At 46.5% G+C, this 14,767-nt stretch carries 13 protein-coding genes; 12 read left to right on the top strand and 1 reads right to left on the bottom strand.

Going from position 1 to position 14,767, the window contains the following annotated elements:
• Positions 1-45: 45 nt before the first annotated feature.
• The 12 genes from V1L65_RS00065 (at position 46) to V1L65_RS00010 (ending at position 14,486) form a co-directional block, all read left to right on the top strand.
• On the top strand, positions 46-570 hold the full coding sequence (locus V1L65_RS00065; RefSeq protein ID WP_331696998.1) for a cation transporter dimerization domain-containing protein: 525 nt from the start codon (positions 46-48) through the stop codon (positions 568-570).
• 23 nt (positions 571-593) lie between these two features.
• Entirely contained in the window at positions 594-2,636 is a 2,043-nt protein-coding gene (gene recJ, locus V1L65_RS00060; RefSeq protein ID WP_331696997.1) for a single-stranded-DNA-specific exonuclease RecJ, read from the top strand.
• 32 nt (positions 2,637-2,668) lie between these two features.
• Positions 2,669-3,184, top strand: a complete 516-nt coding sequence (locus V1L65_RS00055; RefSeq protein WP_331697321.1) for an adenine phosphoribosyltransferase — start codon at positions 2,669-2,671, stop codon at positions 3,182-3,184.
• Positions 3,185-3,499: 315 nt separating this feature from the next.
• Positions 3,500-5,683, top strand: a complete 2,184-nt coding sequence (locus V1L65_RS00050; protein ID WP_331697320.1) for a RelA/SpoT family protein — start codon at positions 3,500-3,502, stop codon at positions 5,681-5,683.
• Between the two features lie 127 nt (positions 5,684-5,810).
• The gene (dtd, locus tag V1L65_RS00045) at positions 5,811-6,254 is read left to right on the top strand and encodes a D-aminoacyl-tRNA deacylase (RefSeq protein WP_331696996.1); all 444 of its coding nucleotides are present in this window, start codon (positions 5,811-5,813) and stop codon (positions 6,252-6,254) included.
• A 74-nt stretch (positions 6,255-6,328) separates the two neighbouring features.
• On the top strand, positions 6,329-6,499 hold the full coding sequence (locus V1L65_RS00040) for a hypothetical protein (RefSeq protein WP_331696995.1): 171 nt from the start codon (positions 6,329-6,331) through the stop codon (positions 6,497-6,499).
• A 445-nt stretch (positions 6,500-6,944) separates the two neighbouring features.
• Positions 6,945-7,727 (top strand): MgtC/SapB family protein, encoded by a 783-nt coding sequence (locus V1L65_RS00035; RefSeq protein ID WP_331696994.1) that lies wholly within the window; start codon positions 6,945-6,947, stop codon positions 7,725-7,727.
• Positions 7,728-7,729: 2 nt separating this feature from the next.
• Complete coding sequence (locus V1L65_RS00030) at positions 7,730-8,593, top strand: MBL fold metallo-hydrolase (RefSeq protein WP_331696993.1); 864 nt, start codon at positions 7,730-7,732, stop codon at positions 8,591-8,593.
• Between the two features lie 433 nt (positions 8,594-9,026).
• Positions 9,027-10,286: a histidine--tRNA ligase gene (gene hisS, locus V1L65_RS00025; protein WP_331696992.1), complete on the top strand. Its 1,260-nt coding sequence runs from the start codon at positions 9,027-9,029 to the stop codon at positions 10,284-10,286.
• Between the two features lie 69 nt (positions 10,287-10,355).
• On the top strand, positions 10,356-12,146 hold the full coding sequence (gene aspS, locus V1L65_RS00020) for an aspartate--tRNA ligase (RefSeq protein ID WP_331696991.1): 1,791 nt from the start codon (positions 10,356-10,358) through the stop codon (positions 12,144-12,146).
• A gap of 33 nt (positions 12,147-12,179) precedes the next feature.
• Complete coding sequence (locus tag V1L65_RS00015; protein WP_331697319.1) at positions 12,180-12,929, top strand: tRNA threonylcarbamoyladenosine dehydratase; 750 nt, start codon at positions 12,180-12,182, stop codon at positions 12,927-12,929.
• 252 nt (positions 12,930-13,181) lie between these two features.
• On the top strand, positions 13,182-14,486 hold the full coding sequence (locus tag V1L65_RS00010; protein WP_331696990.1) for a replication-associated recombination protein A: 1,305 nt from the start codon (positions 13,182-13,184) through the stop codon (positions 14,484-14,486).
• Between the two features lie 27 nt (positions 14,487-14,513).
• Here the strand turns inward: V1L65_RS00010 and V1L65_RS00005 are convergent.
• A partial coding sequence (locus tag V1L65_RS00005) for a hypothetical protein (protein ID WP_331696989.1) occupies positions 14,514-14,767 on the bottom strand: 254 nt, incomplete at its 5' end.

The raw sequence follows: 14,767 nt of genomic DNA, 5'->3' as shown, positions 1-14,767 counted from the left end.
TAGGTATTTTAGCTCCTCGCTGCTGTCAGAACAGCGCTATCATGGATGCGAACGATTAAGGGCGGCATTGCCGCCCGCTTCTTTGTATTGGCATACATAGTGGACAAGGCAAGTCCTAACAGCACATTATTGCAGGAGGGAATTATGTCTGGAGCGAAGCAACAGCAAATGAGAAACAGAGATGGTGAAGATAAGGTGACATTTTGGAAAAAAATTATGTTAGCGATTATGCCAAAGAGTAAGATACGGCGATATGCAATAGCTGAGATTGAAGAAGATTCAGGCGAGCTGCTGCAATTTGTACAGCGCGTTCCCGGAGTAATCAGCGTAGAATCACTGCGTGCCAAAGAGCAGGGGCACTATGTGGTAGCTGACGTTGTTATTCATGTCAATCCCAAAATAACGGTGCAGCAGGGCCAGGAGATTGGACGCCGTGTGAAGCTGCTGCTTATGCATCGCTTTCATCATATAACTGAAGTGTCGGTGCGTGTCGAGCCCTATGATGGCGGCTATCCTTATAATACGAATTATGAGTTGAATGATGAGCAGGCACCAACGTTGCTGCAATAAGGAAGCAAAGGGGGAAAAGCCTGATGATAGAGCGCAGAACTAGGTGGTCTGTCGCAGATTGGAGCAACGAGCAGGAAGGACTTGCGCTTACGTTGTCCAAGCAATTGAACTTATCCTTACTGGTTACAAGATTATTGGTCAAGCGAGGCTATTCAGAGCAAGAGTCAGCCAGCAGATTTCTTAGCTGTACTGTTGAGCAATTGCATGATCCTTTTTTATTAAAAGGGATGGAGCAAGCGGTTAACAGGCTGAAAAAGGCTATAGAAAACAATGAAAAAATTCGAATATATGGCGATTATGACGCAGACGGGGTCACAAGCACCTCGCTGCTCATTCGTCTGTTTGCATCGTTAAATTGCCGGTTTGATTATTATATTCCCCATCGTGAGAAAGAAGGCTATGGCCTTAACAGGGGAGCAATTGAACAAGCTGTGCAGGATGGAATAGATTTAATGGTTACGGTCGATACAGGTATTAGTGCAGCAGATGAAATTGATTATGCCAATCAATTATCACTCGATGTCATCATAACGGACCATCACGAACCGCCAGCTGTTATTCCGGCAGCTTGCGCAGTGGTCAATCCGAAGCAGGAGGATTGTCCTTATCCCTTTAAGGGGCTGGCTGGCGTAGGCGTGGCTTTTAAGCTTGCATGTGCGCTGCTTGGAACTATCCCGCGTGAATGGACAGATCTAGTCAGCATTGGCACGATCGCCGATTTAATGCCACTTACAGATGAGAATCGTGTTATGGTGCAAATGGGGCTGAAGCAAATTAACGATTCCGCCGCAATCGGCATTCAAGCGCTTGCTAAAGTGAGCGGCCTGGATATACATGTGTTAACCTCGACGAATATTGCTTTCGGTTTAGCTCCGCGCCTTAATGCAGCGGGACGATTGGAGCATGCGGGACAGGCCGTAGAGCTGCTTATTTCCAATCGTATGGAAGCGGCTTTGGAGCTGGCAGAGCGGCTAGATGCCCTCAACAAAGAAAGGCAAGCCATCGTTGAGGAGATTGTAGAGCAGGCTGAAGAACAGTGGCAAGCGAAGCTGGCAGACTGCAGGCGCGGCAGCTCTGACCAACTGAATGCACAGCAGGAGCCGGGAGTTATCGTGCTTGCCGGGGAAGGCTGGAATGTAGGCGTTATTGGAATTGTAGCCTCCAAGCTGCTCGAAAAATATTATAAGCCTGTTATTATTCTCGGAATAGACAGAGCGACCGGCATGTGCAAAGGCTCAGCACGTTCGATTGAAGGCTTTGACCTGCATGCAGCTCTAACAAGCTGTGAGGAATGGCTCGACCATTATGGCGGACATCAAGCTGCAGCAGGCATGAGCATGCGCCGTGAGCATGTGGCTTCTTTCGCAGAAGCGATGTCCGTGCTTGCGTATGAGCGGCTTACTGAGGAAGACTGGATCCCTAAATCTGCAATTGATCTGGCATGTACATTGGAGGAGGCGTCGTTGTCCACTATTGAACAGCTGGCGATGCTGGAGCCGTTCGGCGCCGGCAATCCTTCACCCAAGCTCATGTTCAACAACATTGTTGTAAAGGATCGGCGTGCTATAGGCAAGGACGCGAAGCATTTAAAGCTGCAATTCGGCGCTGGTCAGCAGGTGCTGGACGCGATCGGCTTTGGGGTTGGCCATCATGCTGCACTGCTGAAAGCTGGACATGCAGTAGATGTAATCGGCGAGCTGTCCGTCAATGAATGGAACGGCAGAAGAACGCCGCAGCTGCAAATTAGCGATATACATATGGGATCGCAAGCACTTATGAAATTTCCTGAACGAGAGCAGTTTATACGAGTTTATCAGGAGCTGCGTGTGCTTCAAGCGATTGACGAAGCAGGGGCTGCGGCTAGTCTTGGCAAGCGCTGCGGCATAAGCCATGAGGCTGCGCAGCTTGTGCTTGACGTGTTTGTAGAGCTGGAGTTTATTGAGCGCCAAGGCGGAAGACTGACTGCAGTCGCAGCGCCAGCTCGCAGAGATTTATCGACGTCAAGCCTGTATCAAAGAGTCAAGCGTGAAACTGAGCTACTCAATCGTAAAACAGCTGATATATAAAGAAAGGGTTGAACAGCATGTCTAGTTCATCAATCGATTTTAAATCCTACATTCGTGTTATTCAAGATTTTCCACAGCCAGGCATTCGTTTCAAGGATATTACTACGCTGCTTAAGGATGGAGAGGCTTATCGTGCTGCAATAGAGCAGATGCGCTCCGCAGTTGAACATTTGCAGATTGATTTGATCGCAGGACCAGAAGCGCGCGGCTTTGTAATAGGCGCGCCCCTGGCAATGGCGCTTGGTGTAGGCTTTGTGCCGATCCGCAAGTGCGGCAAGCTGCCGGGTGAAACGATTACAGCCGGATACAATTTAGAATACGGCTCCGATCAGCTGGCGATGCACAAGGATGCGATATTGCCAGGCCAGAAAGTGCTTATTGCAGATGATTTGCTTGCTACAGGCGGCACAATAGCTACGTCCATCAATCTTGTTCGTCAGCTTGGCGGCGAGGTGGTTGGAGCTGCGTTTCTTATCGAGCTTGGCTACTTGACTGGCCGTGAAAAGCTGGATGGCATTGATGTTTTCTCTTTGATCACTTATTCATAATGAGTTCATACGCTAATTAATGGAAGGCCGCTTTTTCCTATCGCATTAGTGATACAATAGGAAAAAGCGGTTTATTTTAAAACAAAATCGTTTTAAAGTTGTAGTCAAAAAACGCCGTCAGGCGTTTCTTTTTAAAATAATAGAAAGTATAAGATTTTCTTCATATCTACAAAATGAGTCGCATCAATCAGTTTTGTATGAAAATTTTTATGAAAGAAAGTTGACGGCTAGCATTATTTACAGGCATAATATTATAAAACTCGGAAAATGCAAGGATGGAAGTCCGCAAGCATATTTTTCAGAAAGGGACATTTCATGGGCATAGAGCAATTACTAGAGAAAGCTTCCGCTTATATGAAAGAGCAGGATATTGCTCGCATCAGGGAAGCTTATAATTTCGCTGAACAGGCTCATCATGGACAAATTCGCAAATCAGGCGAGCCTTATATTGTACATCCTGTAACAGTAGCTGATATCCTTGTAGATATGGGAATGGATGTGCTGTCTATTATTGCTGCTTTGCTTCATGATGTTGTTGAAGATACAACAGTTGATTTGCAGACGGTGCGCTCTAAATTCGGTGATACCTGTGCGATGCTGGTTGATGGTGTAACGAAGCTGGAGAAAATTCGTTTCCTGTCCAAGGAAGAGCAGCAAAATGAAAACTATCGCAAAATGTTTGTAGCGATGGCACAGGACATTCGCGTTATTTTGATTAAATTGGCCGATCGGCTTCACAATATGCGCACGCTTAAATTCCAATCAGAAGAAGCGCAAAGAAGAATAGCCTATGAAACACTAGAAATTTTTTGCCCGATTGCTCATCGCCTTGGTATTTCTGCAATCAAGTGGGAAATGGAAGATATAGCCCTGCGCTATTTGAATCCGCAGCAGTACTATCGTATAGCCAATCTGATGAAAAAGAAGCGGGCAGACCGCGAGTCCTTTATTGAGGATATTATTAGCCGCATCAAAGAAAAGCTGGCAGAGATGGGGATAGAAAGCGATATTTCCGGAAGACCGAAGCATCTGTACAGCATTTACAAAAAAATGACGACCCGCAACAAGCAGTTCAATGAAATTTATGATTTAATGGCTATCCGCATAATCGTTGATAATATTAAAGACTGCTATGCTACACTTGGCATTATCCATACGTTGTGGAAGCCTATGCCAGGCAGATTCAAGGATTATATTGCTATGCCCAAGGCCAATATGTATCAGTCGCTCCATACGACGGTAATTGGTCCTAATGGCGAGCCCACCGAAGTGCAAATCCGCACATGGGAAATGCACCGGACAAGTGAGTACGGTATCGCGGCGCATTGGGCATACAAGGAAGGCATGCTTGTGCCTGACGGCACCTTTGAGGACAAAATGTCCTGGTTCAGAGAAATTATCGAGCTGCAGCATGAAGCGCGCGATGCTTCTGAATTTATGGAATCCCTCAAAATGGATTTCTTCTCGGATCTTGTTTTCGTATTTACGCCAAGCGGAGAAGTGATTGAACTGCCAGCCGGATCGGTACCGCTTGACTTTGCCTATCGCATTCATACTGAAGTCGGCAATAGAACGATCGGCGCTAAGGTTAACGGCCGGATTGTTCCGCTTGACCATAAGCTTAAAACAGGGGATATTGTTGAAATATTAACGTCCAAGCATTCTTATGGCCCGAGTCAGGACTGGGTCAAAATCGCTCAATCCTCGCATGCCCGCAGCAAGATTAGACAATGGTTCAAGAAGGAAAAGCGGGAAGAGAATGTTGCAAAAGGACGCGAGCTGCTTGAGCGTGAAATTAAGCGTCTTGGTTTGGACCCTACAGCATGGATGCAGGAGGATAAGCTGCTCGAGGCAGCGGCCAAATTTGCATTTAATGATCTGGAAGATATGATGTCGGCAATCGGCTTTGGCGGTATTACGGCCGCCCAAATTTGTACAAGGCTGACCGAAAAGCTGCGCAAAGAGGCAGAAGAAGCCAGTCAAATCGAGCTTAGCAGTGAAGTGAAGGAGCTCAAGGCTCCCGGTTCATCGCGCAAAAACAGGCCGACGCACGGCGTCACTGTGAAAGGCGTCGACAATTTACTCGTTCGTTTTGCACGCTGCTGCAATCCTGTGCCGGGTGATCTGATTATCGGGTATATTACAAGAGGCAGGGGTGTTTCCGTACATCGTATGGATTGCCAAAACATCCCGTTCGGCAGCGAGGACGAGGAAGCGGACCGCGTGATTGAGGTTGAATGGGAGGATTCAGTAGAAGCTAATTATAGCGTAGACATTGAAATTACCGGTCATGACCGCCGCGGATTGCTTAACGAAGTGCTGCAAGCTGTATCCGAAAGTAAAACGAATATATCTGCAGTTACGGGGCGGACAGTAAAAAATAAAATGGCGCTTATTCATATGACTGTTCTCATTAGAAACGTCGATCATTTATCCGCAGTCGTGGAAAAAATAAAAAGAGTACAGGATATATATTCTGTGCAAAGAATTATGCAATAACATAGATGCCAAGGGGAGTACAAGCTGTATTCGGGAGCTTCCTTTGGCTTTTATTTCGTAATAAACATAAGAAGCTTTAAAGGAAGCAGATATGTATGCTTCTTTGACTTTGTAAGGAGTGACAAGGATGAAGGTTGTAGTGCAGCGCAGCAAGCGGGCAAAGGTGACAGTCGATGGAGAAATCGTTGGACAAATCGAGGCAGGACTTACGCTGCTCGTTGGTGTGCAGCATGATGATACAGAAGCAGATGCCATATGGCTTGCTGAAAAAATAGCAGGACTTCGCATTTTTGAAGATGAGAGCGAGAAGATGAATCATTCCGTTACAGATATAGGCGGTCAAATTTTGTCAGTTTCACAGTTTACTTTGTATGGTGATTGCCGCAAAGGAAGAAGACCCAGCTTTACACAGGCGGCCAGACCGGAGGCTGCAGAGCATTTGTATCAATTTTTCAATGATCGCTTGAGACAGCTTGGCTTGCAGGTCGAAACGGGCAAATTTGGCGCTATGATGGATGTTGAGCTGGTCAATTGGGGACCGGTTACTTTGATTGTCGAAAGCCGTGCTTAAAGAAGCCTGAAGCGGGATACAATATACTTAGGCAGCTGCGTAGTCGCCATATTTAATTTTGGAGGAATACGATAATGCGCCAATCCCGCAAGGAAGGGCAAATGACCCATACGATGAAAAGTTTGCAGATGGCTAGTCGCGAGGAGGCGCTGAAACTAATGCGGGCGGAGCAGATGGTTGCTGTGGAGTCAGCTGAGGAGTTCGCCGCAAAGCCTGTGCATCCATCGATTAAATTCAAGCGATAGGGCAGGCTTGAAACGCTTTCTAAATTGTAATACAGCTGTAATATATCGTTAATGCTTCTTTAACATCCGAGGTCTATACTACTAATAGACCCCCTTTTTAATTATATATTGTATATGGACCTGCACATTGCTGTAGGTTTTTTTCTGTTTTCAGCAGGAAACAGCTTGTATGAGTCTCATTATGAACACAGCTCGCTTCGTTTTAAAATAAACCAGATGGCATATACTTTAGTTAACGATATAATTTTATGCTTATAAGAAGAATCATGATATGTGGAAAGCGGCTTCTGCCGTATATTGACCGAAAATCAATCGATGAGTATAATTTACTTTATTCAGGGTTGGGTTAAACGCAGTGAAACCTATTCTGTATCCAAGTCCTAAGTAGACGAGGGCTTGGCATATGGATGGGTTTTTTGTATTAAAGAGGAAAGGGGGAGCTTAATTGGAAAATATTTGGACGATATCAGAATATGAGCTGACGATAAGGCTGCTCATATCTGCTTTGTGCGGCGGATTCATCGGATTGGAGCGTGAGCTTAGCAATCATGCAGCGGGCTTTAGGACACATATACTCGTTTGCATTGGTTCAACCTGTATTATGCTTTTATCGATTTACGGGTTTTCGCAATTTGTGGACGAGATCAATGTCAGGGTTGACCCTGCGCGTCTTGCAGCACAAGTTATTACCGGTATCGGCTTCCTTGGGGCGGGAGCGATTATGCGCAATGGATCAATGATCTCGGGACTTACGACCGCTGCATCAATATGGGTTGTTGCTGCAATTGGTCTGTGTATCGGTGCCGGATTTATGTATCTTGCTTTTCTTGCGACGGTACTTGTAGTCATTATTTTGTTTGTTCTTAACAAGGTTGAAAATGCGATGATGCGTCATTGGCGCAAGCGCGAAGTTATGATCCATTTAATTGATCGGCCCGGAGCACTTGCCAATATTACTAGTTTATTTGCTCGTTATGATATTCAAATAAGCAATATGGTTATGAAGTCAGACAGCCGGATGATGGAAGACGGAGTGAAGATGCCGACCATGGAAGTTCGTTTTCAGCTGAAAACGAAAAAACCGAAGTTTTTCTCAATTGTAATGGAGCTTATTGTTGCCAATAAAGATGTTATCGGTATGGAATCGGAATTTGATGTTCGAACGTTAGAACGGAATAAGCAAGCGAATACTGAGCAACTGTCAAAAAATAAAGAAGCTAATTTGTAAAGTTGCCACAATCTGCTGGATACCAAGTAAAGAATGGCCGCATTAAGGTTATGATGGACAATTTCAAAATTGTGGCCGTTCACGTAAGCACTTATAGAAAAAAGTATGGAGGCCGTATGGATATTTATTTGCTTGGAACGGCAAGCGCTGCTGGTGGCGCTGATAGAGAAAATACCTATTTGCTTCTGCAGGATCAGCAAGAATGGGTTATGGTTGATGTAGGGGGAAGCTCTCTGCAAAAGCTGAAAAAGCTGGAAATTTCTTTACATGATATTAGAGATGTGTTATTCACACATTTTCACACGGATCATATTTACGGATTGCCATCCCTTTTATGGGGCATGTGGCTGGCGAAGCGTACGAAGCCGCTGAACATACATTGCGCCGCTGAAAATGAGCCGCGGCTAAGAAGCTGGCTGGAATGGATGGAAGCTAAGGAATGGCCTATTTTGTTCCCAATTCACATTCAGACATTCAATTGGAAGGAAGAGACGGAGCAAATTAAGGGCAATGATGTAACGATTCGAGTATTTCCAAGTAAGCATGGCGTTCCTACTGTAGGGCTTAGAGCACAGTATCAGGATAAAGTCATTATTTATTCAGCTGATACAGCTCTAAATGAACGAATCAATCAAGAAATCAAAATTGATTTGCTCATACATGAGGCTACGAGCGCAATGAATCCGGGACCTACTCATACTGGCCTTAAGGAGCTTGCACAGTTCTACGAGCTTGAGAAAATAGCGCAAGTAGCACTTGTACATTTAACCGATGAAGAGCCTTATGCGTCAGTGTTAGCTGCATTGCCGGAGGAACAAAAGCAAAAAATAAAGCTAGGCTATGATTTGATGAAGCTGAAGGTATAGGCTGCTATGCCAATATATTGACATTTCACGCTTCGACAAGTACAATTAGCTTTTAGAATAGTGAACAATTCGATGATGGGACAAAGTATTCTTGTACGAGTACACAGAGAGGGATGCCAATAGGCTGCAAGCATCCTTATTACGGCAAGGGGAAAGAACCTCCCGGAGAACAATCAGTGAACCGCTGTTTTACCGATTGCATGACATGCATGCGGCAGCAGACACATTAGCTGATATGCGGCTTACGGACGTTAACCGTTATAAGCGAATTTTAGCTTTTTGCAGCTTTTATTCGGAATGTGGGTGGTACCACGAGAACAATATACTCTCGTCCCTTCGGCTTTGCCGTTGGAGCGAGAGTTTTTTTGTTTTTAGGACGTAAGCTCGCTAATAGAATGAACAGCCATTTTAAAAGTATGGAGGGATGAAAGCTATGTTATTTCAAAAGTCGCCAGGCACACAGGATATATTGCCTGGAGTGGTCGAGAAATGGCAGTATGTCGAGCAGAAGGCAAGAGAGCTTGGCAGACGTTACAATTTCAGCGAAATCAGAACGCCGATTTTCGAAGCGACTGAGCTCTTTCAACGCGGCGTGGGCGAAACGACTGATATTGTTGAGAAAGAAATGTATACCTTCACCGATCGCGGCGATCGCAGTATAACGCTTCGTCCGGAGGGAACGGCGGGGGTCGTTCGGTCTTATGTTGAAAATAAGCTGTACGGCGAGCCGGATGTGACAAAGCTTTACTACATTGGGCCAATGTTCAGATATGAACGGCCGCAGGCCGGGCGTTACCGCCAGCTGCATCAGTTTGGTGTAGAGGCGTTTGGTTCAGTTGATCCGGCGTTGGATGCCGAAGTTATTGCGCTGGGCTATTCCTTCTACACTGAGCTTGGCCTCAAGGATGTTCGAGTTGATATCAATTCTGTCGGAACTCCAGAAGTCAGAGCTGCATTCCGCGAGAAGCTGCTAGCCTTTTTGCGGCCGATGAAAGACCAGCTTTGCAAGGACTGCAAGGATCGAATGGAGCGCAATCCGCTGCGCGTGCTGGACTGCAAGGTAGACCAGGACAAATTTACAGAAGCTCCGTCCATTCTCGATAGTTTGGATGAGGAGTGCAGTACGCATTTTAATCAGGTGCAGCAGCATTTAACGGCGATGGATATCCCATTTACGATTGACCATCGTCTAGTTCGCGGGCTTGATTATTACACGCACACTGCCTTTGAATTTAAAGCAGCAGGTATTGGCGCTATTGACACAATCGGCGGCGGCGGCAGATTCAATGGTCTTGTGCAAAGCATAGGCGGGCCAGATCAGCCAGGAGTTGGCTTCGGCATTGGGCTCGAGCGCACCCTTTTAATTCTTGACCATCAGCAGGTTGAGCTTCCTCTGCAAACAGGACTTGACGTCTATGTAGTGGCGCTTGGCGATGCAGCAGTCATGAAATCGGCACAAATTGTTTATGAGCTTAGAAGCAACGGCATCCGTGCTGAACGAGATTATCAAGGGCGCAAAATGAAGGCGCAGATGAAGTCCGCAGATCGCCTGCAAGCCCGTTATACCGCTATCCTTGGTGAGGATGAGCTGGAGCGGGGTGAAATTGCGCTTAAAGATATGGCAGAAGGCTCACAAGTCGTTATTCCGCTTTCAGAGTTGTCCGCTGCAGTACAAAATGGCGCAAAACGTTAACTCAAACACTTCCTGCTCTAAAAGGCAGGCTTAAGTATAAACAAAATTATTGGAAAGAAGGGCATTCAAATGATGCTAAAAACTCATAACTGTGGAACTTTAACGAAGGAGCATGTTGGCCAGACGGTTACACTAAATGGCTGGGTGCAGCGCCGCCGCGACTTGGGCGGAGTACTGTTTATCGATCTTAGAGACCGTTCCGGAATCGTGCAAATTGTATTCAACCCGGATTTTTCCGGCGATGCTTTGGCTATTGCGGACCGCGCACGCAATGAATACGTGCTTGCTGTGCAAGGAACAGTAGTTGAGCGTGATCCAGAAACATTCAATCCAAACCTGAAAACAGGCGAAATTGAAATTCGTGTAACTGAAATCGAAGTGATGAATGCAGCTAAAACACCTCCATTCCCAATCGAAGATGGCGTTGAAGTTGACGAGTCCATTCGTTTGAAATACCGCTATTTGGACCTTCGCCGCCCGGAAATGCAAAAAACATTAATGCTTCGTTCTAAATCAGCAAAAATATTCCGCGACTTTTTAGATGCTGAAGGGTTTATGGATATCGAAACGCCGATTTTGACTAAGAGCACGCCAGAAGGCGCTCGTGATTACCTTGTACCAAGCCGTGTGCACGAAGGCGAGTTTTTCGCATTGCCGCAATCACCGCAAATATTCAAGCAATTGCTGATGGTCAGCGGTATTGAGCGGTATTATCAAATCGCTCGCTGCTTCCGCGATGAGGATTTGCGCGCAGACCGCCAGCCTGAATTTACGCAGGTCGATATCGAGACTTCCTTCCTGTCACAGGATCAGCTGCTTGGCATGATGGAACAACTTATGGCAAAGCTGCTTCGTGAAACTGTGCAGGTTGAGCTTGAGCTTCCGTTCCAGCGAATAACGTATGCAGATGCCATGAACAAGTATGGCTCTGATAAGCCTGACCTTCGCTTCGGTTTGGAAATCGAAGATATTACAGATATCGTAGCAGGCAGTGACGTAAAAGTATTCGCAAGCGTTGCAGCTGGCGGCGGCGTTGTAAAAGCGTTGAATGCTAAAGGCTGTGCGAGCTGGAGCCGTAAAGAACTTGATGATTTGCAGCCGTTCGCAGCGCGCTATGGCGGCAAGGGCTTGGCATGGATTACAGTGAAAGACGGTGAGTGGCGCGGTCCGATCGTGAAATTCCTCAAGCCGGAGGAAATCGCAGCTTTGACAGAGCGTCTGCAGGTTGAAGAAGGCGACTTGCTGACTTTCTCTGCTGATAAACCAAAGGTTGTTGCTGATGTGCTTGGCAATCTGCGCCTAAAGCTTGGGCGTGATCTAGGTTTGATCGACGAGTCCAAGTTCAAGTTTGCTTGGGTAGTAGACTTCCCGCTGCTCGGTTGGGACGAAGAAGCGAAGCGTTATGTGGCTGAGCATCATCCGTTCACTAGACCGAAGGATGAGGATTTGCATCTGTTCGAAACAGATCCAGGCGCTATTCGCGCACAAGCGTATGATTTGGTGCTTAACGGTTATGAGGTTGGCGGCGGTTCTATGCGTATTTTCAAGCGTGATGTTCAAGAAAGCATGTTCAATGCGCTTGGCTTCTCTAACGAAGAAGCACAAGAGAAGTTCGGTTTCTTGCTTGATGCATTTGAATTCGGAACACCTCCTCATGGCGGTATTGCATTCGGCTTTGACCGTCTGGTTATGCTTCTTGCTGGCCGTTCAAACCTGCGCGAAACGATTGCTTTCCCTAAGACAGCGAGCGCGACAGACTTGCTGTGCGATGCTCCTTCTGAGGTTGAGCTATCCCAACTGGAGCAGCTTCATATTCGTACCGTCATTAAACCTAAGCCGGTTGCTGCTGTTGAGCAGTAATTCGTATAAATGCATGAAGGAGGCGGCAAAAATATGCTGCACCAATTTTCACGTACAGAGCTGGCTATTGGTCCGGAAGGACTGGAGCGGCTAAAAGGCAGCACGGTTGCTGTTCTCGGCGTTGGGGGCGTCGGCTCGATTGCAGCCGAAGCGCTTGCCCGCACCGGAGTAGGACGTATTATTCTAATTGACAAGGACGTTGTCGATATTACGAATATTAATCGGCAAATTCACGCCTTGACTACAACGGTTGGGCAGCATAAGGCTGACTTGATGCAGGAGCGTATTAAATTAATCAACCCGGAATGCGATGTCGTTTGCTTGCGTATGTTCTATACGGAGGAAACCTACGAGCAATTGTTCGAGCATAAGCTCGATTATATAGTTGATGCTTCGGATACAATTATTTACAAAGTGCATGTTATTAAAGAATGCTTAACTAGGAATATACCGATTATTTCCAGTATGGGCGCGGCTAATAAGATGGATCCTACGCGTTTTAAGGTCGCCGATATATCCAAGACTCATACGGATCCGATTGCGCGAGTCGTAAGAAACAAGCTTCGCAAGGACGGTATTAAAAAAGGCGTAAAAGTCGTATTTTCAGATGAAGAGCCGATGAAGCCGCGCGAGGATGTTACCCAGCGGATCGTGCCAGAAAATGCGCCTGAAATCCGGAAGGCGCAGCAGCCGCCTGCAAGCAATGCGTTTGTTCCGCCGGTTGCCGGGCTTATTATGGTGAGTGTTGTCATTAAGGATTTAATAGCTGCAAAGGGTGAATAGTTGCAAAGAGAGAATAGCTATAAATGCGCTGAGGATTAGCAACCTTCACCTCTTACAGCAAATTTTATGATGTTATGCAAAGTGCGAGTTTATTGGCCATCAGTGCCTTGAGCTCGCGCTTTTAATTTTAAAAGTGCTGTATGAAGGGATAGGCATCACAGGGATTTAAAAGACGGCAGTTTGAATAAACTGGCGAACGCATGTGCTTGTATGCTATCATTTTCATAATAGACTGTAAGGGTTGTGGGAATTATGGATTTATTTTCGATTCAAGAGGAAGAAGCGCCGCGCGCTCGCTTGCTAGCTGATCGCATGCGTCCAGTTTCCTTGGATGAATATATCGGGCAGGAGCATATTGTTGGTGAAGGAAAGCTGCTTCGCCGAGCGATTGAAGCCGATCAGCTGTCATCTATCCTTTTGTATGGTCCGCCCGGCTGCGGCAAAACGACGCTGGCTCATATTATTTCGCTGCGCACCTCTGGCGAGTTCGTGAAGCTTAATGCCGTTGATGCAAGCGTAAAGGATGTGCGTGAAGTAATTGAGCGGGCGGCTACAAATAAAACTTTGTATGGCAAAAAAACAATTTTGTTTTTGGATGAGGTGCATCGCTTCAATACATCGAGGCAGGATGCGCTGCTGCCGGCAATCGAACAAGGAATTATTATTTTTATCGGAGCTACGACAGAAAATCCGTTTCATCATGTGAATGGCGCATTGCTGTCCAGATCGACACTGTTTCAGCTAGAGCCGCTTGGCAAGGAGCATGCCAAGATCGCTATGAAGCGAGCGCTGGCGGACAAGGAGCGCGGTTTAGGCTTTATGACGCTGCATGTTGAGGAGGATGCTCTGGAGCATATCGCCGCAATGGCAGGGGGCGATATACGCAGAGCGCTTAATGCGCTTGAACTGGCAGCTGTCACAACTCCGTCAGAGCAAGATGGCTCGGTGCGGATTACGATAGAGGTTGCCCAGGAATCCGTGCGGAAGCCTACCGTAAGAGCAGATATGTCCGCGCAATATGATGTGTTGTCTGCTTTTCACAAAAGTGTGCGCGGCTCCAGCGATGCTGCGCTTTACTGGTTTCTGTACGCGGTAGAGAAGCTGGGCATGGACCCCATGACATTTATTAGAAGACTAATCGTCGCATGCAGCGAGGATATAGGGCTTGCCAATCCGCAGGCGATGGTACAGGCTGTTACAGCGATGGATGCCTATCACAAAATCGGCTGGCCAGAGGCAAAGTACAATATTGCACAGGCGATATTATTTGCAGTGGAGAGCCCAAAGTCTAACGCGGTAGCGGTTGCGATCGGCAATACGATGCAGGCTATCGAATGGAATCCTTCGGCCGATGTGCCGCTGCATTTGAGGGATACTCATTACAGCGGAGCACAGAAGCTTGGGCATGAAGGGTATAAGTATCCGCATGACTATCCGAATCACTATGTGAAGCAGCAATACATGCCGGATCCGCTTCTTGGCAAGAAGATTTATTTTGCAACGGAGCAAGGAATGGAAGAGCGTATTAAACAAAACCAGCAGCGTCGAGATCGTTGACGCTGCTGGTTTGTTTCTGTGTGCAATTTATTGTTTTGTTACGAAGTATTGGCGAGACAGGTGTGTTTGGATAGTGGACAGAGCTACATGACTACGTGCCCCTTTTTTAACTAAGTGCCTGCCTTTATACGAAATTTCGAATACACTTGGCCGTTTTAAGGTGGCACCGACCATTTCTGTATGATTTTTCATATACATTTGTGTTTTTTGCGGCATTTTAGCATAATGTGTATGAAATTTCATATACAATTGGACGTTTTGAGGTGGCGCTCCCGATTCTG

The sequence above is a fragment of the Paenibacillus sp. IITD108 genome, assembly GCF_036541265.1.
In the GTDB taxonomy this organism is placed as follows: Bacteria; Bacillota; Bacilli; order Paenibacillales; family Paenibacillaceae; genus Pristimantibacillus.
The sequence above is the reverse complement of the archived record's forward strand: the minus strand, read 5'-3'. Positions and strand labels throughout refer to the sequence as shown.

What these genes read in the sequence shown, in the direction of transcription:
- aspS (WP_331696991.1), top strand. Translation starts at nt 10,356, where the DNA reads ATGATGCTAAAAACTCATAACTGTGGAACTTTAACGAAGGAGCATGTT.
- recJ (WP_331696997.1), top strand. Translation starts at nt 594, where the DNA reads ATGATAGAGCGCAGAACTAGGTGGTCTGTCGCAGATTGGAGCAACGAG.
- V1L65_RS00040 (WP_331696995.1), top strand. Translation starts at nt 6,329, where the DNA reads ATGCGCCAATCCCGCAAGGAAGGGCAAATGACCCATACGATGAAAAGT.
- V1L65_RS00010 (WP_331696990.1), top strand. Translation starts at nt 13,182, where the DNA reads ATGGATTTATTTTCGATTCAAGAGGAAGAAGCGCCGCGCGCTCGCTTG.
- V1L65_RS00050 (WP_331697320.1), top strand. Translation starts at nt 3,500, where the DNA reads ATGGGCATAGAGCAATTACTAGAGAAAGCTTCCGCTTATATGAAAGAG.
- V1L65_RS00015 (WP_331697319.1), top strand. Translation starts at nt 12,180, where the DNA reads ATGCTGCACCAATTTTCACGTACAGAGCTGGCTATTGGTCCGGAAGGA.
- dtd (WP_331696996.1), top strand. Translation starts at nt 5,811, where the DNA reads ATGAAGGTTGTAGTGCAGCGCAGCAAGCGGGCAAAGGTGACAGTCGAT.
- hisS (WP_331696992.1), top strand. Translation starts at nt 9,027, where the DNA reads ATGTTATTTCAAAAGTCGCCAGGCACACAGGATATATTGCCTGGAGTG.
- V1L65_RS00065 (WP_331696998.1), top strand. Translation starts at nt 46, where the DNA reads ATGCGAACGATTAAGGGCGGCATTGCCGCCCGCTTCTTTGTATTGGCA.